The organism is Paenibacillus tritici, assembly GCF_013204885.1.
GTDB classification, from domain to species: domain Bacteria; phylum Bacillota; class Bacilli; order Paenibacillales; family Paenibacillaceae; genus Paenibacillus_AQ; species Paenibacillus_AQ tritici.
Map to the genome: position 1 here is coordinate 19,005 of NZ_JABMKX010000014.1, position 21,922 is coordinate 40,926.

The window sequence follows — 21,922 nt, forward strand, 5'->3', positions numbered from 1 at the left end:
TGACACGCAAAGAGGAACGCCGCATCATTCAGCAGCGTTCCTCTTTGACATAACCTATGGCAATCCTTAATCCATCAGGAGTGGGCCAGCAACGGGAAATGACAGGCCACCGGACGGCCTGGAACAACCTCTTCAAGCAGCGGCTCCACCTGGCGGCATTTGTCCTGCACAAACGGGCAGCGGGTATGGAACCGGCAGCCGGACGGCGGATTGGCCGGGGAAGGCACATCCCCCTCCAGCACAATGCGGTCCTGCTTGCGTCTTGGCGTCGGCTTGGGGATGGCCGAGAGCAAGGCAGCCGTGTACGGATGCAGCGGAGCCGCGAACAGCTCCTCGGTCTCCCCCACCTCCACCAGCTTGCCCAAGTACATGACCCCAACGCGGTCCGAGATATGGCGGACTACGTTAAGACCATGTGCAATGAACAGGAAGGTTAAGCCCAGCTCCTTCTGCAGCTTCATCAGCAGATTGATGACCTGGGATTGAACCGATACATCCAGTGCAGATACAGCCTCATCAGCCACAATAAATTTCGGATTCAGCGCAATCGCCCGGGCGATGCCAATCCGCTGGCGTTGTCCGCCGGAGAATTCATGCGGGTAACGGTTCCGGCGGCTGGCATCCAGACCTACCAGCTCCATCAGCTCGACCACCCGGGCATCTATAAGCTTAGCGGGCATATTCCGGTGAATGCGCAGCGGCTCCCCGATGATATCCTTGACGAGAAAGCGCGGATTCAGCGAGCCGAACGGGTCCTGGAAGATAATCTGCATCTCTTCCCGCAGCTTCCGCATATCACCCGAACGCAGCGAATGAATATCCTTGCCTTTGAATAACACCTGCCCTCCGGTCGCACTTTGCAGCCGGAGCAGCACCCGCCCGAAGGTCGATTTGCCGCAGCCGGATTCCCCGACCAGGCCGAAGGTCTCTCCTTGGCGGATGGACAGATTAACGCCATCTACCGCTTTGACCTGTCCAACTGTCCGGTTAAGCAGTCCTTTGGTAATCGGGAAGTACTTCTTAATATCCTTAACTTCCAGCAGCACTTCCGAAGAAGGCGATGGCGGAAGCTGCGGTAAGCTTGCTGTCTTATTCATCATGCGCGTTTCACCTCATCGCTGTAGTCCGCCAGAACCGGCTTATCCTTGAACAGCCAGCAAGCGGTACGGTGATCGTCAGAGATCATGAAATCCGGCGGCTCCTGGTTCCTGCAGAGATCCACCGCATGGGGACAGCGCGGATGGAAGCGGCAGCCCCCAGGCAGCTGGCCAATCGGCGGAATCGTTCCGCTGATGGTATACAGCTCCCCTCCCCGGCCGCCCTCGAACCCCGGTATCGACTGGAGCAGCCCAACCGTATACGGATGGCTGGGACGGTCGAAAATCTCCTCAACAGTTCCCTCCTCCACGATGGCACCGGCATACATGACAGCAATACGGTCTGCCATCTCGGCAGCAACCCCCATGTCATGGGTGATGAGCAGGATGGACATCCCAAGCTCTGACTGAAGCTTGCGCAGCAGATCCAGAATCTGTGCCTGCACGGTCACATCAAGCGCGGTTGTCGGCTCATCGGCAATCAGCAGCTCAGGGTTACACGCCAGCGCAATCGCAATGACTACACGCTGGCACATCCCGCCGGACAGCTCATGCGGATACTGCTTGGCGCGGATCTCCGGGGCCGGAATACCGACCAGCCGGATCAGATCCACGGCCAGCTTCATAGCCTCAGCATCACTTTTGTTCTGGTGGAGCCGCAGACTCTCAGCGATCTGTTCCCCTATCGTAAATACCGGATTGAGCGAGGACATCGGGTCCTGGAAGATCATCGCGATCTGGTTGCCGCGGATTCGCCGCATCTCTTCCTGGCTCTTCGCCGCCAGATCCTGTCCATGGAAGTTAATCTGTCCATCCAGGATCATCCCGCCTGCATAATCAATCAGCCGCATGATGGCCAGCGAGGTTACACTTTTGCCGCTGCCGGATTCTCCGACAATACAGACCGTCTGACCCTTGTCTACTGTAAGGGAGATGCCGTCGGTTGCTTTGAGCAGCCCCTTCTCTGCCGCAAAGCCGGCGGTCAGCTTCTGGATTTCGAGTAGTTTTTCCGCCATTGCGCGAGCCTCCTCCAGGATTTGGTCACTTGCTGTCTGGGATCGAGCGCATCCCGGATTCCGTCGCCGATGAAGTTAACTGCCAAGACTACCAGCAGGATGCACACGCCCGGATAGACTGCCTGCATCGGGTCAACCAGCATGAATTCCTGAGCATTACTGAGCATCAGTCCCCAGCTTGTGGCCGGAGCCTGGATACCGAGTCCCAGATACGACAATGCGGATTCGCTCAGAATCGCGCCGCCGACCATCAGAGTCGCGTTGACAATAATCGGGAAGCTTGCATTCCGGAGCAGATGCCGGAATATAATTCCCCAGCTGGAGACTCCAATGGCCCGGGCCGCCTCTACATACTGCATTTCACGCAGCTGCAGGAAGGTCCCGCGGACCAGCCGGGCAATACTCATCCAGCTGGTAAATGCCAGAATAAGAATCATGAATTTAATCTGTGTGCCAAACAGGGCCATAACCAGGATATTAAGGAACAAGGATGGCACCGAGTTCATCACATCAACAATGCGCATGAACACCGTATCCACGAATCCGCCGAAGTAACCGGAGATCGCCCCGATCACCGATCCGACCGCTACAGAAACAAACGCAACGGAGAAGCCGATGAGCAGCGAGACACGTGCACTGTACAGCAGTCTGGTAAGAATATCACGGCCCAGCTCATCGGTGCCAAGTACATGGCCTTCCGCGCCCGGCTTCAGATTGGCAAACATCAGGTCAATGGCTTCCGGACTATATGGGGTCAGGCGCGGAGCGAGGAGCGCAATGATTACAAATATAAGCAGTACGATCAGACCGCCCATCGCAAACGGATTGCGCGAGAATTTCTTCCACAACACTCTCCAGGGACCCGGAGGCCGCTTGGAATCCACTACCGGAATCTCCGGGTCAGTCCCCCCGGGCATCGGATTCATATCCGGTGTTCCCAGCGGCTTGGATACCTTCCCTTTGGTTAGCTCTATATTCCCTTTACTCATGCTGCTTTGCCCCCTTGCTTACCGAGCTTCACCCGGGGATCGACTACGACATACAGTATATCTGCCAGGAGATTGCCGATGACGACCATAACAGCCGTCACTATAGTGACAGACATCAGTGCCGAATATTCGCGCGCACTTGCCATCTCCACGAACCAACGGCCCATTCCCGGCCAGTTGAATACATTCTCTGTTAGTGCGGCCCCGCCCACCAGCAGAGGAAGATCAAGGCCGAGTATGGTAATGATCGGAATCAGCGCATTACGCAGTGCATGGCGGAAGACTACCTTACGTTCCTTCACACCTTTGGCCCGTGCCGTGCGGATATAATCCTGATCGAGCACCTCCAGCATACTGGCCCGCGCGTACTTCATATAAGATGCCAGGAAACCAAGTGCCAGCACGGTTACCGGCAACACCAGATGCATGAATAAATCACCTAGATTTCCTTCTTTCCCTCTTGAATACATATCCGATAGAGGGAACCAGTCCAGCTTGAGCGACAGCCATTGCTGCAGCAGAATCCCGAACCAGAAGGTCGGCATGGCGAAGCCCAGATAAGAGAGGAATGAAGCCGTTTGATCCGATATTCCATACACTTTGGTACTGTTGTAGATTCCCCAAGGTATGGCGATCAGCAGCGATACCAGCCAAGCCGCCCCCATCAGGATCACGGTATTGCCGATACGCGGCCAGAGCAGGTCTGAGATCGCAATATGGTTCTTGAAGGTGTAACCCAAGTCACCTTGCAGCAGGTCGCCGATCCAGCGCACATACTGTACCGGAACAGGCTGATCCAGCCCAAGGTTCTTGGCTTGCTGCTCAAAAATTTCCGGGGACAAGCCCGGAGCCAGCATCACTTGAGTCGGTCCGCCCGGTGCTGCATGGATGAGAAGAAAGGTTAGTATGGTGATCAAAAAAATGACCAATACCGATTGAAGCACTCGGCGTATCAGATATTCTGTCATAGGCTATCCTCCTAGAGATGGTAAGGCGATAGATTACGGAAGACTCCCCCGGTTATACAAAAGGGGGAGGTGAAAGAGAATTCTCTTTCACCTCCCGCAAGTCTATTCCGTTAGCCGGAACGTTAGTCAGTTACCCACCATTTGATCGCATGGAAGAACTGTCCGTAGCCCAGTGACGGCTCGGGAGCATCCTCCTCTGCCCAGTGCACCCGGGAGCCTGTTCCGATCGCCTGACCATACTGATAGAGGAATACATATGGAAGGTCGGTGGAAATTTCTTTACCCACTTCTTTGTAGATGTCCTTCCGCTTATCCTGGTCAACCGTGGAATACCCGTCTACCCATAATTGGTCCAGCTTCTCGTTCTTGTACCAGCCGCTGTTCTGTCCGGCAGGCGGGAAGTATTTGGAGGAGAAGATACTCTCTGCATCCGGGTCCGGTGTATTCAGCGACCACGCAAGCAGCAGGGCCTGGAATTTACCCGGTGTGACGTTCTGGTCAATCCAGGCTGCGAAGTCAATTGCCTTAGGCTTCACTTCAATCCCGACATCCTTCAGGTTCTGCTGGATCACAGCGGCAACCTGCTCGCGGCGGCTGTTGCCGGCATTGTACTGCAGCTCGAAGGAGAAGCGGTGTCCGTCTTTGGCAAGAATGCCATCCGTTCCGGCAACCCAGCCGTCTTCAGCCAGGAGCTTCTTGGCGGTTTCGGCATTGTAATCATAATTCACAGCGGCATCCTTCGGATCAGCCCAAGTGTCGGGAAGGAAAGGAGCATTCATCAGGGCGCCTACACCTTTGAGAATGTTGTCCACCATCCCCTGACGGTTCAGGGCATGGGCGATTGCCTGTCTGGTCTTCTGTCCGGCGAACAGGCCGTAGTTATCCGGGAAGTTCTTGCCGTCGAAGTTGAACATTACATATTCATACTGCGCGCCGGGCTTCTGGATAATATCAATGTTTCCGGCAGCCTTAACGGCTTCGACCTGCGTTACCGGAATCGCACTGATATGATCCGTATCCCCCTTCATAATCGCCTGAACTTCAGTGTTCTGGTCGGCGTAGACTTTGTACACAATTTGAGCGATATGCGGCTTCACCGTCCCCCAGTAGTTCGGATCGGCATCCAGGGTGTGGCTCTCGCCCTGCTTCCAGGCAGTCCATTTCCAGGGTCCGCTGGTAACGGTCTTGGCCGGATCTGTACCATAGGCATTCTTCTGCATTTCGGTTGGCTTCACATCCTTAAGGATATGGGCCGGAACAATCTCCTGAACCAGCGCGTACAGGAATGGCGCGTACACTTGAGTCATGGTGATTTTTACAGTCTGGGCATCGACCTTCTCTGCGCTCTTCACCTTATCAAAGGCACTGGTCAGCGGTGAGCCGGTCTCGGGGTTCTTGGCCGTTTCAATGGTATACACTACATCATCCGCCGTGACCGGCTGGCCGTCACTCCATTTGGCGGTATCCTTCAGCTTCACGGTATAGGTCAAGCCATCTTCGGAGATCTCAGGAAGCGCGGCAGCCAGAGACCAATCCTCTGCCTGCACATTGCCTTCGCGGTCCAGGTTATACAGCTTGGCGAAGACGAATTGGGCCACATCGCCTGAAGAGGTGTCATTGATTAAGAGAGGATTAAGATTAACAATATCGGAAAATGTACTTGTAACAAGGGTTCCGCCATCCACAGGCCCGTCTGCCGCAGGTGCTTCAGTAGCATCCGGCGCCTCGCTCCCGGCAGGAGCCTCAGTTGCTGCAGGAGCACTTGTTGGACTTGCAGTGTTATTGGTACTGCAACCTGTGAACAGAACCCCTACCAATGATAAGACAAGTAAACCAGACCACCATTTTCTCTTTTTCGCCATTCCTTTACTCCTCCTTAGTTAAGTGCTTGTACCTTCTCTTCCAAACTTCTCGGGAGACTGGGATGTTCTGGATTAGGATGTGCCTGAGTCTGCTAATGACCGCCTTCGCAATATATGTGACATAACATCACATCTAATATATATTGTAGGGCTGCGATAAATAGACCGCAGGTCAATTAGAGTCAGGGACAATTTCCCCGGTTAGGGGCCAAAAACAATCCCTGTATAAATTATGGTTTATATTACATGTGAATATTTCTTACGTCAATAGATTTATTTGTCATCTTTAAATCTTATTTTTTTGCTACAAAAACATTTAATTCCAACTTCATGCGATGTAAGCGTTTATATTGGTCCTAATCATTTTCACAATGCGTCAATTAGGTCAGTTTTCATGACACCATTCTATTATTTTTGCGTTATTTCGACACCAGCCACCATATAATTCCATCTTCCGACTATGAATCTCCCTGTCATCCCTCTTGTTTTTAGACGCAAAAAAGAAGGATTATAGCTAGGGGCAGCTCCGCCCTCAGCTAATCATCCTTCCTCATTCGCCTGCTTGTGCTACTCTACAGATTTCAGCGCTTCGATCATATGAATCCGCTTAAGCTTAAGATGCATGAACACCATTACAATCCCCGAGAACAGAACAGTCAGTAAGGCTGCATAGATATAGCTCTGCCACTTGATCAGCGGTGCGAACATTGTGGCATCCAGCTCAGCCGTCGAGAGCACAAAGCTATGCAGAATAATCCCCAGTGCACTGCCGGACAGGATGCCGAGCAGCGTCAGCAGAATGTTCTCCCGGTAAATATACATCGTAACTTCCTTATCATAGAAACCGAGCACCTTAATCGTTGATAATTCCCGGACCCGCTCCGACACATTGATATTCGTCAGGTTATACAGGACCACGAAGGCAAGCGCAGCAGCCGATACAATCAGCACCACAATGACAATATCCATACTCTCCATGGTTCCTTCAAAGGCTTCCCCCACCCCGCTGGAAAAGCTGACCAACGCCACCTGTCCATTCGCAGTGAGCTTCTCTCCGAAGCTGTTCTCCCACTGCTTATCCTTGCCGCTGTAGTTCAGCAATTGAGTGTTAAAGACCGGCTCTTGCCCGAATACTTCTGCGAAGTACGCCGGAGTCATGTACACATAATGCAGCACATAGTTCTCGGTGACCGCTGCAATCCTGATCTGGAATTCCTCATTGTTGCTGTCCAGGACGCTCAGGCTGTCTCCGGGAGCCAGACCGTACAGCTTGGCGAGCTTCTCTGTAATAACTGCACCCTCGCTATTCAATACACGCGGCTTACCAGTGGTACGGTCCTTCAGATTAACGAAGGAGGCCAGCTGCTGCGTATCAGCAGGCACAAAGATCCGCGCCTCCTGGTCGTTAACGCCTTTGGCCCGGACCGTCACGGCTTCCTGAAGCACATCCAGCGTTCCCGTAACCGCAGTCTCCTGTTCAATCAGCTTCTGGTAGGAAGCTGTATCGGCGGCCGGTGCATTGTCATGCAAGGCTACGAGGGCGCTGTATTTCATAATCCCGCCGAACTGCCGCTCAGCGATACTGCCGATGGAGTCCTTCAGTCCAAAGCCCGTCAGGATAAGCGCTGTACAGCCGGCCACTCCGATGACGGTCATGAACATCCGCTGCTTGTAGCGGAACAGATTCCGGGCCGTCACCTTCTGCACGAAGCTGAGCCTGGTCCACAAGAAGCTGAACCGCTCCAGCATAATCCGCTGACCGCTCTTCGGTGCCTTGGGCCGCATCAGCACGGATGCGTTGCTGCGCAGCTCTACCCGGGAGGCGATCATGGCCGTCATAGTGGTACAGACCAGCGCCACGATTATGGAAATCACGGCGTAGGACGGATAGAAGCTTTTGATCACATCCGGCAGGTTGTAGAGCTGGCTGTAGGCATTATAGATAATGTCCGGAAAGAACGTGAAGCCGATGGCCAGACCGGCAATGGAAGCCGCAAGGCTGGCCAGTGTGCCATACACCAGAAACTTGGCCATAATATCCATAGCCCCGTAACCCAGTGCCTTCAGAGTCCCGATCTGCAGCCGCTGCTCCTCTACCATACGGGTCATAGTCGTTAAGCTGACGAGTGCTGCAATCAGGAAAAAGAATACCGGAAAGGCCGATGCAATCGCGGACAGGCGGTCCGCATTATCCTTGTATTCGGCGTATCCGGGATTGATCGTCCGGTCCGTCACATACACCTTCGGCAGCTCCGGCTGGCTCTGCGCGGCGGATGCCGAAGGCCCTGCCGCCTGTTGCTGCTGCGAGGCATCCGCTGCCTGAAGTCCCGCAGCCAGCTTCGCTGCGGCTTCCGCCTTCAATTCCTCCAGGCGCTGCGCCGGATAATCCTTCAGCGCCTCCTCTGTCTCTGAGAGATGCCGCTCGATCAGGTTATCATAAGCAGGCGTATAGGCGGTTTGTGCCGCCGTATCCTTGAAGCTGAGATAGGCTTCCGTATATACCGGAAGGATGAAATCCTCTTCCGGGATGACGGCAAACGCATCGGCGGTCCCTTTGCCAATCCGGCTCGTTCCGCGGTTCGCAGTCTCAATATATTGCGGACTCTGCGCGAAGCCGACTACGGTGTAGGTCTGTGTCCGGAAGCTCTGTTCGGGCTTCTCCCCGGCTTCCCCGCCGAAGGTAACCGAATCGCCCAGCGAGAATTTCTTCTCCTCCTGCAGATGCTCATCCAGCACCATCTCTCCCGTGGCTGCGGGCAGGCGCCCGGCGGTGAGCTTATACCCGTTCAGCTTATTATCATCCGCATACGAATAGACCTTGGCAATCAGCCCGCTGTCGCCAAGGAACACATCGGAGCTGTACACAGGCTGAACCGTCTGCACCCCGGGTATGTCCCGCAGCTTCGCTATCCCTTGCTCCGACAGCCCGTAAGTGGACTGGACCCGCAGATCCATCAGCCGCAGATCCTTATAATACGTCGCTGCGGTATCCAGCATATCCGGCCCCGCCGACTTGATCCCGGAGAAGAAGCTTACCCCCAGCATAATAATTGCAAAAATTGAGAGAAACCTCGCCTTGGTGTGGCGGATCTCCCGAAAAACATCCTTCCATAATGCCCGTTTCTTCATGATTCCCGGCTCCTTACCATTCGATGTCGTCCACGGATACCGGTGCTGGGTTCTTCACCATTTTCCGTACCTTGGCGTTGTTGATTTCAATCACCCGGTCAGCCATCGGGGCGATCGCCAGGTTATGGGTAATGACAATCACTGTAGTTCCGGTATTGCGGCAGGTATCCTGCAGCAGCTTGAGCACCTGCTTGCCCGTATTGTAATCCAGCGCACCGGTCGGCTCATCGCAGAGCAGCAGCTTCGGCTGCTTGGCCAGCGCTCTGGCAATAGCGACACGCTGCTGCTCCCCGCCCGACAGCTGGGCCGGGAAGTTATTCAGCCGCGCTCCAAGACCCACATCCTCCAGCACCTTCCGCGCATCCAGCGCCCGTGGGGAGATCTGTGAAGCCAGCTCGACATTCTCCAGTGTCGTCAGGTTTGGGACCAGATTATAGAACTGAAACACGAAGCCTACGTCATTACGGCGGTAGCCGGTCAATTCCTTAGCGCTGAATCGTGCGATGTCCGTACCGTCCACAATGACCTGGCCTTCGTCGGCGGAATCCATTCCGCCCAGTATGTTAAGCACTGTTGACTTCCCAGCTCCGCTGGGTCCAACAATGACAGCAAATTCACCCTTTTCAATCTCAAATTCAATGCCGTCATTGGCAACAATCAGGGTCTCCCCCATCTTATAACGCTTATATTCGCCCTTCACCGTTACGAACGCCATGCTGTCTCCTCCTGTCTTCTCCACAACTGCCTATATCCAAGTGTAGCACACGAACCCCCTGTGAATGCAAAAGCGCAGCAAGTGAAACGATCAAGCAGCAAAAAACCTCCTTGCGGAGGTTCAAGCATAAAGCTGATTATGGAGTCGGCATTCCGCCGTTGGCATTCAGCGTCTCGCCGCTGACATAACTGGATTCCTGGCTGGCCAGGAATACGTATGCCGGGGCCATCTCCGCCGGCTGGCCGGGACGTCCCAGCGGAGTCTTGGCTCCGAATTCTCCCAAGACCTCCTCCGGCTGTCCGCCGCTCACCTGAAGCGGGGTCCACACAGGCCCGGGTGCGACTACATTGACCCGGATTCCCTTGGCAGCCACCTGCTGGGCCAGCGATTTGCTGAAGGTATTGATTGCGCTCTTAGTGGTCGCATAATCAAGCAGTATCGGTGCAGGCTCATAGGCCTGAATAGATGAGGTGTTGATAATGGTGCTGCCGGGCTTCATCTGCTTCACCGCCGCCTTGCAGAGCCAGAACATCGCGTAGACATTCGTCTTGAAGGTAGCATCGAACTGCTCTGTAGTCAGATCCGCGATATCCTTCACGAACTGCTGCTTACCGGCAATGTTAGCCAGGATATCAATCCCGCCAAGCTCCTCGACGGCCTTGGCAATCAGCTGCTCACAGTACTTCTCGTCCTTCAGGTCGCCCGGCAGGGCAACCGCCTTGCGGCCGGCTTCCTCCACCAGCCGGACCACTTCCTTCGCGTCAGCTTCTTCCTCCGGCAGATAGGCAAGTACCACATCGGCGCCTTCACGGGCAAAAGCAATCGCTACCGCCCGCCCGATTCCGCTGTCCGCTCCGGTGATCACGGCCTTGCGACCGGTGAGCTTTCCGCTGCCCTGGTACGTTCCCGCCCCGTCATCGGGACGCGGATGCATCTTGGTCTCCAGCCCGGGACTTGGCTGCTGCTGCTCGAATTCCGGTGTAGCCTTGCCGTATTGCTTAACAGGGTCCTGAATCTTATATTGATCACTCATGATGTTTCCTCCTCTGCTGGGTTCTGATTCTGAATAGGCTTCAGACACTTTCTATGTAACCAGCTTCCCTTTTTATTAAACGAATTATGTATGGGCCGCACTACAAAAAACCCCCTGCTTCGGGAGCAAGGGGCTGTACCTCTTCATATAAGCCATTCTCAGAATTCTTCGTATACCTGCGGGTCCTGATCCCACAGCGGTCCGGTTGTGGGAATCTCCGAAATCAACTTCATCTCTTCCCCTGACAATGCGAAATCAAAAATTTCAAGATTCTCCCGCTGATGCTCTTCGGACGCCGATCTTGGGATAGGAACCGCCCCCAGCTGCACATGCCAGCGCAGAACAATCTGTGATACCGATTTGTCATGGGCTGCAGCGATCGCACTCAGCTGTTCATTCTTCAGCAGCTCCGTGCCGCGTCCCAGCGGGCTCCAGGATTCTGTAATGATTCCATGCTCCTTATGGTAAGCACGCTGCTCTGCCTGATTATAATAGGGATGCAGCTCAATCTGATTCACACTGGGCACGACACCCGTCTCCTTAATCAGACGGTCCAGATGCTCCGGCAAAAAGTTACTGACTCCGATAGAACGGATCAATCCCTGCTTCTGGGCATCAATCAGCGCCTGCCATGCTTCCACATACAGGTTCACCTTGGGGTTCGGCCAGTGAATCAGATACAGGTCATAATAATCCAGTCCTGCACGGTACAGCGATTCCTGAACAGTCTCGACGGCTTCATCATACTTGTGATGGCGTCCGGGCAGCTTGGAGGTGATGAACAGCTGGTCTCTGGGGACCCCGCTCTGCCGTACCGCCTCCCCGACAACGCCTTCATTCTCATAGTTGAATGCCGAATCAATCAGGCGATACCCCAAATCCAGGGCAGTCTTCAGATTCTGCACGCCCTTCGTACCTTTGATCCAGGCCGTTCCGTAGCCAATCGCAGGTACCTTCAGTCCATCGTTCATCCGTACTTCCGGAATATGATTTGTCATATGAATTGCAGCCTCCTCTATTGTAGTAGCCTATTGTATTAGCCGGGTGCCTTCCGCCCCCTCTTCATTCCGCCGGATCAACTGCCGGAAGCTTGACCCGTACATGATACTGCATACCCGGTTTCAGCCCCTTCAACACACCATCCTCCACTTGCTGGCCGTCCAGGTACACTTCCGTTGCCGTGACCCCTGTCTCCCGCTTCATCTCAATGTGCAGCTCCGCGCCTCTAAAGCTGCGTTTCACCGTCGCCTCCTGCCAGGCGGAAGGAAGCTGCGGTCTCACCTGCAGCCCTTCCCGGTTCCCTTGCAGCCCGAACAATCCGTCGATCAGACAGCGGTATACCCAGGGAACGGTTCCGGTATTGAACAGATGGCTGGAGCGTCCGGCAGTCTGCGGGAATTGCTTATACGCGCCCCGGTAATAATTCGGAATGAACACCGGAAGCTGTCCCCGCCGGATGATATCCTGGATGTCCGGCCCGGGAAGCATTTTGCGCAGCAGGCGGTAGGCCTGCTCCTGCTCGCCCACTGCATACAGGCCATAAATATAGAACGCTGCGGCATGATTATAGACCGCTCCGTTCTCCGCCGTCCCCGGATGCTTCTGGGTAACCCGGCCGACATCTTCACGCATGGCTGTGTAGGAAGGGGCCAGCTTTTCCACTCCGTATGGGGTCTCCAGCTGCTCCGTGACCGACTTCATCAGCTTCTGCCGCTTCTCTTCATCCGCCGCACCGCTGAGCAGTGCCCAGCCCTGCGGATTAATGAATATCCGGCCTTCCTTATCTTCACTGATCCCGAACACGACATTATCATCGGTGATTCCCCGCGCATACCATTCGCCGTCCCAGAGATACTGATTAACTGCCGCATTCGCCTCTTCCGCCGCGTGGCGGAAGGTCTTGCCGGTATCCGGGCGTCCGCTCCGCTCACAAATCTCCGCCCAGATCATGCAGGCATACGCCGTGGCTATCGTCAGCCAGCCGGATACGCCTGTGCCCCGGTAGCCTACCATATTCATCGGGTCACACCAGTCACCCTGGTTGATATAATTCAGACCCCGCTCATCCCGCTCATGGAGCAGCCAGTGCATCGCCCGGTCGATATGCTCTGCGACTGTCCCCGCTTCATCCCCGCCTGCGTAAGGAACTCTCTCATCCAGAATGCTATAATCGTCAGTCTCATCCAGATAGGTACTGAGACAGATGGGCAGCCAGACACAGTGGTCCGTATGCGGCACCTGATTGATATATTTCAGCTCCGCGGCTTCATGCAAAATAATGCCGTCCGGCATGGCTCCGCTCACCTCCTGCTGGCTTAAAGCCGTCAGGAACGCGCGTCTGGCCATCTGCGGCTTCATATAGCTCATCCCCATATTATCCTGCAGATAATTCCGGGTCTGAGGGTCTGTGGTCAGGCGGTTAGTCTGCCCGTGATAATACATCTGCCGGGGCAGCCAGTGGTTGACCAGGTTGTCCAGGTCTGCATCCGGCGTGGAAATCTCGATGCTGCCTCTGCCTTCGCGGATGTATTCCGCATATTCACGCTCAGCAAGCTCGAATCCGTCTTCTCCCCCTTCACCGGTGTCCAGGAACATCCGCTGGCGGATCTCCGCAATCTCCTGCTCACTCCGGGCAGGCCCGAAGATGAAGCGGTATTCACGCTCCTCCCCCGGCTTCAGGCCGATGCTGTACTGCAGAATGGCTGCCGGCGATTCGTAACGGGCTTCGCCCCGGGACAGCTGCTCGCTCTTAAGTGCTGCCGGTGAGCTGATTCCGCCTTCGCCCTCGAAGGCCTCCTGGTTCACTTCCCAGGAAGCGGGGGGCTGGTCAGCCAGCAGGAAGGTCTTGTCCTTCAAGTGCTTGATTTTGGCATAGTCCTGATATTTCTGATAAGGCGTAACGGCTGTAGCCACGATTCCCTGCAAGTCTTCCTTGTATTCGCCGGACTGATTCATCCATGACATGTAGCCGATGGTGAAGTAGGGATAGATGCTGATTGTGCGCGGAGCCGAAGACAGATTGGTCACCTTCACCCGCCATAGCTCCATCGGCTCATTGGTAGGCAGGCTCAGAGTCATCTCAATCGCGATACCATTCTTCTCAATGGTCCATATAATATTATGTTTGCCTACAGCAAAGGTGTAGTGGTCGGGGGGCATACGGACGGGCTCATAAGGGGCAGAGAATACCTCTCCGCTCTCCTCATCCTTCACATAGACGAACCGGCCGGGATGGTGGGCATAATAAGGCTGCTCCGGCTGCATGAAGGTCTTGGCCTCCAGATTCGGCGCATACGAGTACTTGGCGGGCTCGGGCTGCATGAACTGGGCTACCGCATATCCCCGGCAGTTCATATGAATCATCATCTGCTCATTCCACAGGAACCCCGAAGCCTTGGGAAGAATCGTCGGACTCGACAGCTCATAATATTCATTATCTTCAGATGCTCTTATCATTCTCGTGCCTCTCTTTCCGGATTATCATTCTGCTCTCTAGTATATCTTGATTTAAGAATACGCTCTCATAGGTTTGGCGGCAAGTCAGCCCGAGCCGTTTCAATTTCATCGTTCTGGGTTTTATAGTAGAATAAACCTAATAACATTGACAGATGAGAGGGGCACCCCATGAAGGAAGCGTACATAGCAAGACTTGAACTATTCGTAACTAATGCACAGCAGATCAAACAGGAATTCCCCTGGCAAAATGCCTCCGTTAACCGTCTCGCAGCCCTGCTCTACGCGGTGGAGGGCAAGATGGCCAATGTGGAAGCGATCCGCATGTACCACGAGATGATTAAGGACAACACCCGAGGCTTCTCCTCCTTCCGGGGAACCTCAGCCATTTGTATTGCGGCTCTGCTCTCCCTTTCAGCCCGGCCGGAACAGCAGCTTGCGAATACCCTGGCTGTATATGACCTGATGAAGGAACGCAAGTTCAGAGCCTCGGACTACCTGGTAATTGCCGCCTATCAGATCGCTGCGCATACCCCTTACGATCAATATGCCACGGCAATAGAACGCACTGAAGCATTCTATGAGGGGATGCGGGCGAAGCACCGGTTCCTGACCGGACGGGACGATTACATCTTCGCTGCCATGCTGGGCCTCTCCGATATCAACATTCAGCAAGGCATAGAACAGCTAGAGCAGCTCTACGTGACACTGAAGCCTGAATTCTTCTCCGGCAATAGCGTGCAGGCACTGACACAGGTGCTGGTGCTCGGCGGCGGTGACCTCACAAGCCGGGTCCTTAGCCTGCGGGAGGCCTTCCGCGCACGGGATATCCGGCTGGACAAAGAGTATACGCTCTCTTCACTGGGCATCCTGTCGCTGCTCCCTTATGAGCAAGAGCAGCTGGTCAGCGATGTCTCGGACACCTATGAGTTCCTGCGTCCGCAGAAGGGGTTCGGCGGCTGGTCGGTCAATAAGCAGGAGCTGCTCCTGCTGTCTGCCGCCCTCGTATCCTATCAATATGTAGATGATGTGAAGAACGGCATCATTGAATCCATGTTATCTACCAGCCTGACCAATATCATCATTGCCCAGCAGACCGCAATCGCCGTAGCTGCCGCCTCCGCTGCCGCTGCTGCGTCGTCTTGAACTCATAAGTTAGGCAATAATACGGGTGGCTGCGGATGCTTCCGAAGGTGCTTTACTTTGGAGGCATCCGCCCTGGCTGGCTATCGCCGCCTGCTGATTTTGCTGCTGCTGCAGCTTCAGAAGCTTCAGTTCCCGTTCAAGCGAATTTAGTTGGATTTTGGGCACTTATTGATCAGGCTATTTCTGTCTCATCAGGTATAGTTGGATTTATGACACTTAATTTCGCCATATCTGCTAGAGTAGCTGAATTCCGCCAGATTAAACGTATAATTTCCAACAAAATTTCCTTAAACAACGAACATCCTACTATTAGATGACATTTTTCCACTTATTTCGATATCGGCCAGGCTTTGGCTGGTCTGAGCAAGGATCGTGCCGTTTCAGCGGGAAGTAGAAGGAGCGAGTTAGACGTAGGAGGGTAATGTGTAGCGCAAAACTTACAAGTATAAATGGATGCCATCCTTCAAAAGGACGGCATCCATTTCCGCGAGAACGATCAGGAGTATTTATTGTACGAAGCATAGAAAACACGCCCCCGGGTTACCAGGAGCGTGCTCTTTTCAGTTATCTGCTCAGCAGCAGCCTTCCAGCGCATGGACCCGTTTGTGCTGCACCTACCGTCCATCTGCCACTCTGCTAAGATACGGACTTATGCATCATCCGCATCCTGCGGCAGACTCCGCTTGCTGATCCCAAAAGCATAATAACCGGCGACCACAATAGCCAGGAAGGAGGCTCCGACGATCAGCGACAGATGGGTATCCGGATTGAACCACATGCCGATGATCACCAGCGACAGGAAGATAATAATAATGTAGTTACTGACCGGGAAAAAGCGGGACTTGAACGGATGGGCTGCCATCTCGCATTTCCACCTCTCCCGGAATCTGAACTGGCTGAAGGCCAGGGCAAACCACGGAATCATTCCCGGAAGCACGCTGGCACTGTAAATATAGAGAAACAGCTTGGAATCCGGCATCAGGTAGTTGAACAGCACGCCAACCAGCAGCAGGGAAATGGTTGTGATAATACTGTTCCTGGGCACGCCGCTGGCCGAGACTCTGCCGAAGAATTTCGGAGCCTGTCCATTCTGGGCCAAGGTATACAGCATTCTGCCCGCACTGTAGATCCCGCTGTTGCAGCCCGACATGGCTGCTGTCAGCACAACGAAGTTGATGATGCCCGCAGCGCCGACAATGCCCACCTTGGCAAAGGTCAACACGAACGGACTGCCGATCTCGCCGATCTCATTCCATGGATAAATGGTCACAATGATGAAGATGGCTCCCACATAGAAAATCAGAATGCGCCAGATGATATTTTTGATCGCTTTTCGCAGCGTATGCTTGGGATTCTCCGCTTCCCCTGCCGTAATCCCCACCAGTTCAATCCCCTGATAGGCCGCGGTGACAATACAGAGCGCAAACAGGAATCCCTTAAGCCCCCCGGCAAAAAAACCGCCATGGCTGTACAGATTAGAGAGTCCAAGCGGCTGCCCGCCATTCCCCAGACCGAAGAAGATCACCCCGGTTCCAATCACCAGCATCACGACAATGGCCACCACCTTGATCATCGCAAACCAGAATTCAAACTCCCCGTACAGCTTCACCGCCGCCAGATTGGCTGCCGCAATGATGCCGACACCGATCAGCGCCGGAATCCACTGCGGAATGTCCGGGAACCAGTACCCTACATAGATTCCAATCGCCGTAACCTCCGCCATCCCGACAGTCACCCACAGGAACCAGTAGCTCCAGGCGGTCAGGAAGCCGGCCAGCGGGCTGATATATTTGTGGGCAAAGGTGGCAAACGAGCCGGTCACCGGTTCAACAATCAGCATCTCGCCCATAATCCGCATCACAAAAAACATAATGATTCCCGCCAAAAGATAGGCCAGCAGCACGGAAGGCCCCGCCCACTTAATCGTACTTGCCGAGCCCATGAACAATCCCACGCCAATCGTGCCGCCCAGTGCGATCAGCTCGATATGCCGCGGCTTCAGTCCTCTTGTCAACTGTTTCTCTTCCAACAAAATGCTCCCCCTCATAGGTATGCTTCGCATGTGAACAACGTAACTATCATAATCTGTAAGAGTTATTGTAAGCTGTGATATACATTAACGCAATGCAGAATTACTCCGGCAAAAAGTTTTGCGAATTGTAATAAAAATTTGCCCGAAAACCTATACATTCTGAACCATAGTGTTATAATCACTGTGTTTATTTATCAAGAACAACAGAAAACAGGTGATCAAATGTTTGAACTCAAATGGCTGTGGCAGAACCTGGAAGGCAACCGGGCGCGGTATGTCGTGGCAATCTGTCTCTCGGTAGTGGGCTCAAGTCTTACGATTGTGAACCCCTACATCAGCCAGCGTATCGTCGATACGTTCATTGCCGGCGACCAGGCAGGACAGAATCTTGCTACCGGACGCGGACTGCTCGTGGCACTCTGCCTGGGCATGATCGGCTTCTCGCTGCTCCGCACCGGGCTGGCCTATTTCACGACGATGCAGTATGAACTGTCTTCGCAGAACATGATGTATAACATCCGTATTTATCTGTACAACAAGATTCAGGGTCAGGACCGGGAGTATTACGACCGTAACCGCACCGGCGACCTGATGACCAAGATGACAGGCGACCTGGATATGGTGCGGCACTCAATGGCGTGGATTTTCAAGACGATTATTGAATCGCTGACGATTTTTCTGGCGGCCGTGATTTATTTCCTTACCATTGATGTCCAGCTGACACTGTGGATGCTGATCCTGTCACCGCCGATCTTCATCGTGGCCTTCATCTTCGCCAAAAAAGTGCGCCCGATGTACATCGACCTGCGTGAACGGCTGTCCCAGCTCAACACGACGACCCAGGAGAATATTTCCGGGAACCGTGTGGTCAAGGCTTTTGCCCGTGAAGAGTTTGAAATCGAGAAATTCACAGAGAAGAACGTCAATTACGCTGTGGCGAACAAAAAAGCAGCCCTCGTCTGGCTTGACTACTTCCCTTATCTGGAGACCTTCGCTCAAGGCTTCAACGTCGTGCTGATGCTGGCCGGCGGTTACTTAGTGATGGAGGGCCGGATTACCTTCGGTGAATTCACGGCTTTCTCATCGCTAATCTGGGCGGTCTCGAATCCTATGCGCAATATCGGGATCATCATTAATGATATTCAGCGTTTCTTTGCCAGCTTGTCCAAAATCATTGATCTCTATTATGCCCGGCCTGCGATTGTCAACGATCATAATCAGATAGAGCAGCGCCGCTACGAGGGACGGATTGAATTCGACCATGTACGGTTCAAATATGACAGCGCTACCGTGTTGGATGATGTAAGCTTCACAATTGAGCCCGGTGAGACTATTGCAATTATGGGCGCAACCGGCTCCGGCAAAACCTCGCTGATCAACCTGATTCCCCGGTTCTATGATGTAGCGGGAGGGCGTGTGCTGGTAGACGGCAGAGATGTCCGGGAGCTGGAGCTGGATGAACTCCGCGGTAATATCGGTATGGCGACACAGGATGTGCTCCTGTTCTCCGATACCATTGACGGCAATATCGCTTATGGAGATCCGGAGCTTCCGGAGGAGGATGCTAAGTCTTTTGCAGCCCTCGCTGCTGCCCATGACTTCATTGTCAAAATGCCTGAGGGGTATGATACCGTGGTCGGGGAGCGCGGCGTCGGATTATCCGGGGGGCAGAAGCAGCGCATTGCGCTTGCCCGCGCCCTGGCGGTCCGCCGTCCGATCCTGATCCTGGATGATACGACCTCTGCTGTCGATCTGGAGACGGAGGAGCATATTCAGCGCAGCCTGCGCGAGCTGGAGTACCCCTGCACGAAGATCATCATTGCGCAGCGGGTATCGACCACCGCCCAGGCGGACCGCATTCTTATTCTGGAGGGCGGCCGTCTGATTGAGGAAGGCACCCACGCCGAGCTGCTGGCGAAGCGGGGTTACTATTATGATGTATTTATGCTGCAGAACGAGGGTATTGGAAGGCAGGTGACCGAAAGTGGCCAGGAATAAATTCGATGTCGATGAGAATCTGGAATCGCCGTTTAACATTAAGCATTTCCGGCGGGCCATGGTCTATATCAGACGCAAAAAAAAGCCGATGCTTATCGCATTTGTGCTTAGTGCATTGTCGGCGGCTATCGCCCTGTCAGCACCGCTTATTATGCAGCATGTGGTGGACGTCACCATTCCGGCCAAAGCCATGGGCCCGCTGGTAGGCTGGTCCATGCTAATGCTGGCGACTATCGTGGTCAGCGTAATTCTCGCTACGATCCGCTCACGGATTATGACAAGCGTCGGACAGGATATTATCTTCGATATCCGCACAGACCTGTTCAAGCATCTGCAGGATCTGCCGTTCAAATATTACGATGACCGGCCGCAGGGCAAGATCCTGATCCGGGTCGTGAACTATGTCAATGCGGTATCCGATGTGTTATCGAACGGAATCATTAACTTCATTCTGGAAATTGTGAATCTGATCTTCATCGCTGTGTTCATGTTCGCCGTGGATGTCCGGCTCTCCCTCATCATTCTTGCCGGACTGCCCGTCTTCCTCGGTGTCATGCTGCTGATCAAGACCCGGCAGCGCCGGGCCTGGCAGGCCGTATCGAACAAAAGCTCCAATCTGAATGCCTATCTGCAGGAGAGCATCAGCGGCATTGGTGTCACGCAGATGTTCTCCCGGGAGACACGTAATGAAGGAATCTTCACCCGTCTGGCAGGTAATTTCCGCACCGCATGGATGAAGGCACAGCGTTACAACCTGCTGATTCCGTTCAGTGTCGATAACCTGTCTACTATGGTTACGGCTATGATCTTCCTGGTCGGCCTGCTGACCCTGGACCCGCAGAGCATGACTCTTGGCGTTATCCTCGCCATGAGCAGCTACGCGGCCCGCTTCTGGCAGCCGATCTTGAATCTCTCGAACCTGTACAACAACTTCATCAATGCAGTGGCTTATCTGGAGCGGATCTTCGAGACGCTGGATGAGCCGGTGACTGTTAGCGATATTCCCGGCGCTAAGGCCCTTCCGCCCGTTCAGGGCCGGGTTACCTTCGACGATGTCACCTTCGCCTATGATCCGGGGCTGAATATTCTGGAGAATATCTCGCTTGAGGTCGCAGCCGGAGAGAGCATCGCTCTGGTCGGCCCGACCGGTGCCGGCAAAACGACGGTCGTCAACCTGATCTCGCGCTTCTATAATCTGACCGGCGGACGCATTCTGATCGACGGCCAGGACATCTCACAGATCACGCTGAAATCGCTGCGCGGACAGATGGGGATTATGCTGCAGGACAGCTTCATCTTCTCGGGAACCATTCTGGATAACATCCGCTACGGCAGACCGGATGCTACCGAGGAGGAGGTCATTGCCGCAGCGAAGGCGGTCTGTGCCGACGACTTCATCCGTGAATTTGACCAGGGCTACCAGACAGAGGTGAATGAGCGCGGCTCCAAGCTCTCCCAAGGACAACGCCAGCTTATCTCGTTCGCCAGAACGCTGCTGGCTGACCCGCGGATTCTCATCCTGGATGAAGCCACCTCCTCCATCGACGCGCAGACCGAACGTCTGCTCCAGAAGGGGCTGAATGAGCTGCTCAAGGGACGCACCTCGTTCATCATCGCGCACCGTCTGTCTACGGTGAAGAACTGCGATCGCATCATGTATGTCTCGAACAAGGGCATTGCCGAGAGCGGCTCGCATGAGGAGCTGATTGCCCGCCGCGGCCTTTACCACCGGCTCTATTCGGCGCAGAAGATGCAAGCCTAAGTGTGGACTGTAAATAAGGCTAGGCTCAAATAAGCAAATACCAAAAACCGCAGCAGGGGTTCGCCCCTGTCTGCGGTTTTTGGCATGAATGGATGATGGACCGCGAGGGCGGCTCCTCAGTCCGCTGCGAGCAGCACAGCTGTCTGTGTCTTTGGCTTCATATAGTCTTCCCGCAGTATACTGTAGATCTCCAGATCGACCACTCCCTTGCCGGACCAAAGGGCCGCTTGCCGCAGCATCCCTTCCTTGACGAATCTGTTCTTCAGCAGCACCTTCTTGGAGATCACATTGTTCAGCATCACTTCAGCCTGTACTCTGTTCACCTGAACCTGCTCGAACAGGAATTCCGTCAGCAGCTCCACCGCTCTGGAGGCCAGGCCTTGTCCCCAATGGGCTTCCGCGAGGAAATAGCCTATGGTCACCATATTCACCTTCTGATTGAAATCGCAGGCTTCAATAATCCCGAGCAGGCGTGACTCCTCCTCTGCGGCGAAGATGCCCCACTTGATCCGTGATCTTTTGAGATAATCCCGTTCATAATGACCGATCATGTTCTTCACCGTAGTCTTATTGTGCTTGGGAATGATCCCGCAATATTCAAACACATGGTCATTGCTGTAAATCTCGAACAGGTCATCCAGATGATGCTCCTCAACCTTGTTCAATACAAGCTCCTCTGACCGCAGGACAGGGAATTGGTCAAACACAACTTCCAGATTCAT

Annotated in this window: 16 protein-coding genes; 4 read left to right on the top strand and 12 right to left on the bottom strand. The window is 54.1% G+C overall.

Features of this window, described 5'->3' with window-relative positions; translation table 11 throughout:
- Window positions 1–74: 74 nt before the first annotated feature.
- The 10 genes from HQN87_RS23570 to HQN87_RS23615 all read right to left on the bottom strand — a co-directional run bounded on the left by HQN87_RS23570 (window position 75) and on the right by HQN87_RS23615 (window position 14,265).
- Window positions 75–1,100, bottom strand: coding sequence for an ABC transporter ATP-binding protein (locus HQN87_RS23570; RefSeq protein ID WP_173138292.1), 1,026 nt, complete (start codon window positions 1,098–1,100; stop codon window positions 75–77).
- A complete protein-coding gene (locus HQN87_RS23575; protein ID WP_173138294.1) occupies window positions 1,097–2,113 on the bottom strand; it encodes an ABC transporter ATP-binding protein in 1,017 nt (338 codons plus the stop codon). Before HQN87_RS23575 ends, HQN87_RS23570 begins: the two co-directional genes overlap by 4 nt.
- On the bottom strand, window positions 2,080–3,039 hold the full coding sequence (locus HQN87_RS23580; protein WP_173138484.1) for an ABC transporter permease: 960 nt from the start codon (window positions 3,037–3,039) through the stop codon (window positions 2,080–2,082). The genes HQN87_RS23575 and HQN87_RS23580 overlap by 34 nt, the downstream gene beginning before the upstream one ends.
- Window positions 3,040–3,098: 59 nt before the next feature.
- The gene (locus HQN87_RS23585; RefSeq protein ID WP_173138296.1) at window positions 3,099–4,070 is read right to left on the bottom strand and encodes an ABC transporter permease; all 972 of its coding nucleotides are present in this window, start codon (window positions 4,068–4,070) and stop codon (window positions 3,099–3,101) included.
- Window positions 4,071–4,192: 122 nt separating this feature from the next.
- Entirely contained in the window at window positions 4,193–5,932 is a 1,740-nt protein-coding gene (locus tag HQN87_RS23590) for an ABC transporter substrate-binding protein (RefSeq protein ID WP_173138298.1), read from the bottom strand.
- Window positions 5,933–6,499: 567 nt separating this feature from the next.
- Complete coding sequence (locus HQN87_RS23595; protein WP_173138300.1) at window positions 6,500–9,061, bottom strand: ABC transporter permease; 2,562 nt, start codon at window positions 9,059–9,061, stop codon at window positions 6,500–6,502.
- A gap of 13 nt (window positions 9,062–9,074) precedes the next feature.
- Window positions 9,075–9,776 carry an ABC transporter ATP-binding protein gene (locus tag HQN87_RS23600; RefSeq protein WP_173138302.1) on the bottom strand — a complete coding sequence of 234 codons (702 nt, stop codon included), beginning with the start codon at window positions 9,774–9,776 and terminating at the stop codon, window positions 9,075–9,077.
- Between the two features lie 136 nt (window positions 9,777–9,912).
- Window positions 9,913–10,809, bottom strand: coding sequence for an SDR family oxidoreductase (locus tag HQN87_RS23605; RefSeq protein ID WP_173138304.1), 897 nt, complete (start codon window positions 10,807–10,809; stop codon window positions 9,913–9,915).
- Between the two features lie 158 nt (window positions 10,810–10,967).
- Window positions 10,968–11,807 (bottom strand): aldo/keto reductase, encoded by an 840-nt coding sequence (locus HQN87_RS23610; RefSeq protein ID WP_173138306.1) that lies wholly within the window; start codon window positions 11,805–11,807, stop codon window positions 10,968–10,970.
- 64 nt (window positions 11,808–11,871) lie between these two features.
- Window positions 11,872–14,265, bottom strand: coding sequence for a GH36-type glycosyl hydrolase domain-containing protein (locus HQN87_RS23615; protein ID WP_173138308.1), 2,394 nt, complete (start codon window positions 14,263–14,265; stop codon window positions 11,872–11,874).
- Window positions 14,266–14,433: 168 nt separating this feature from the next.
- On the opposite strand from HQN87_RS23615, the gene HQN87_RS23620 reads away from it, so the two are divergent.
- Window positions 14,434–15,408 carry a DUF4003 family protein gene (locus tag HQN87_RS23620; RefSeq protein WP_173138310.1) on the top strand — a complete coding sequence of 325 codons (975 nt, stop codon included), beginning with the start codon at window positions 14,434–14,436 and terminating at the stop codon, window positions 15,406–15,408.
- 35 nt (window positions 15,409–15,443) lie between these two features.
- Complete coding sequence (locus tag HQN87_RS23625) at window positions 15,444–15,725, top strand: hypothetical protein (protein ID WP_173138312.1); 282 nt, start codon at window positions 15,444–15,446, stop codon at window positions 15,723–15,725.
- Window positions 15,726–16,057: 332 nt separating this feature from the next.
- Here the strand turns inward: HQN87_RS23625 and HQN87_RS23630 are convergent, their stop codons facing one another.
- Window positions 16,058–17,437, bottom strand: a complete 1,380-nt coding sequence (locus tag HQN87_RS23630; RefSeq protein ID WP_173138314.1) for an amino acid permease — start codon at window positions 17,435–17,437, stop codon at window positions 16,058–16,060.
- A gap of 225 nt (window positions 17,438–17,662) precedes the next feature.
- Between HQN87_RS23630 and HQN87_RS23635 the strand changes: the two genes are divergently transcribed.
- The gene (locus HQN87_RS23635; RefSeq protein WP_173138316.1) at window positions 17,663–19,438 is read left to right on the top strand and encodes an ABC transporter ATP-binding protein; all 1,776 of its coding nucleotides are present in this window, start codon (window positions 17,663–17,665) and stop codon (window positions 19,436–19,438) included.
- Window positions 19,425–21,200 carry an ABC transporter ATP-binding protein gene (locus HQN87_RS23640; RefSeq protein WP_173138318.1) on the top strand — a complete coding sequence of 592 codons (1,776 nt, stop codon included), beginning with the start codon at window positions 19,425–19,427 and terminating at the stop codon, window positions 21,198–21,200. The genes HQN87_RS23635 and HQN87_RS23640 overlap by 14 nt, the downstream gene beginning before the upstream one ends.
- A gap of 116 nt (window positions 21,201–21,316) precedes the next feature.
- Here HQN87_RS23640 and HQN87_RS23645 read toward each other — a convergent pair whose 3' ends face one another.
- Window positions 21,317–21,922, bottom strand: a complete 606-nt coding sequence (locus HQN87_RS23645; RefSeq protein ID WP_173138320.1) for a GNAT family N-acetyltransferase — start codon at window positions 21,920–21,922, stop codon at window positions 21,317–21,319.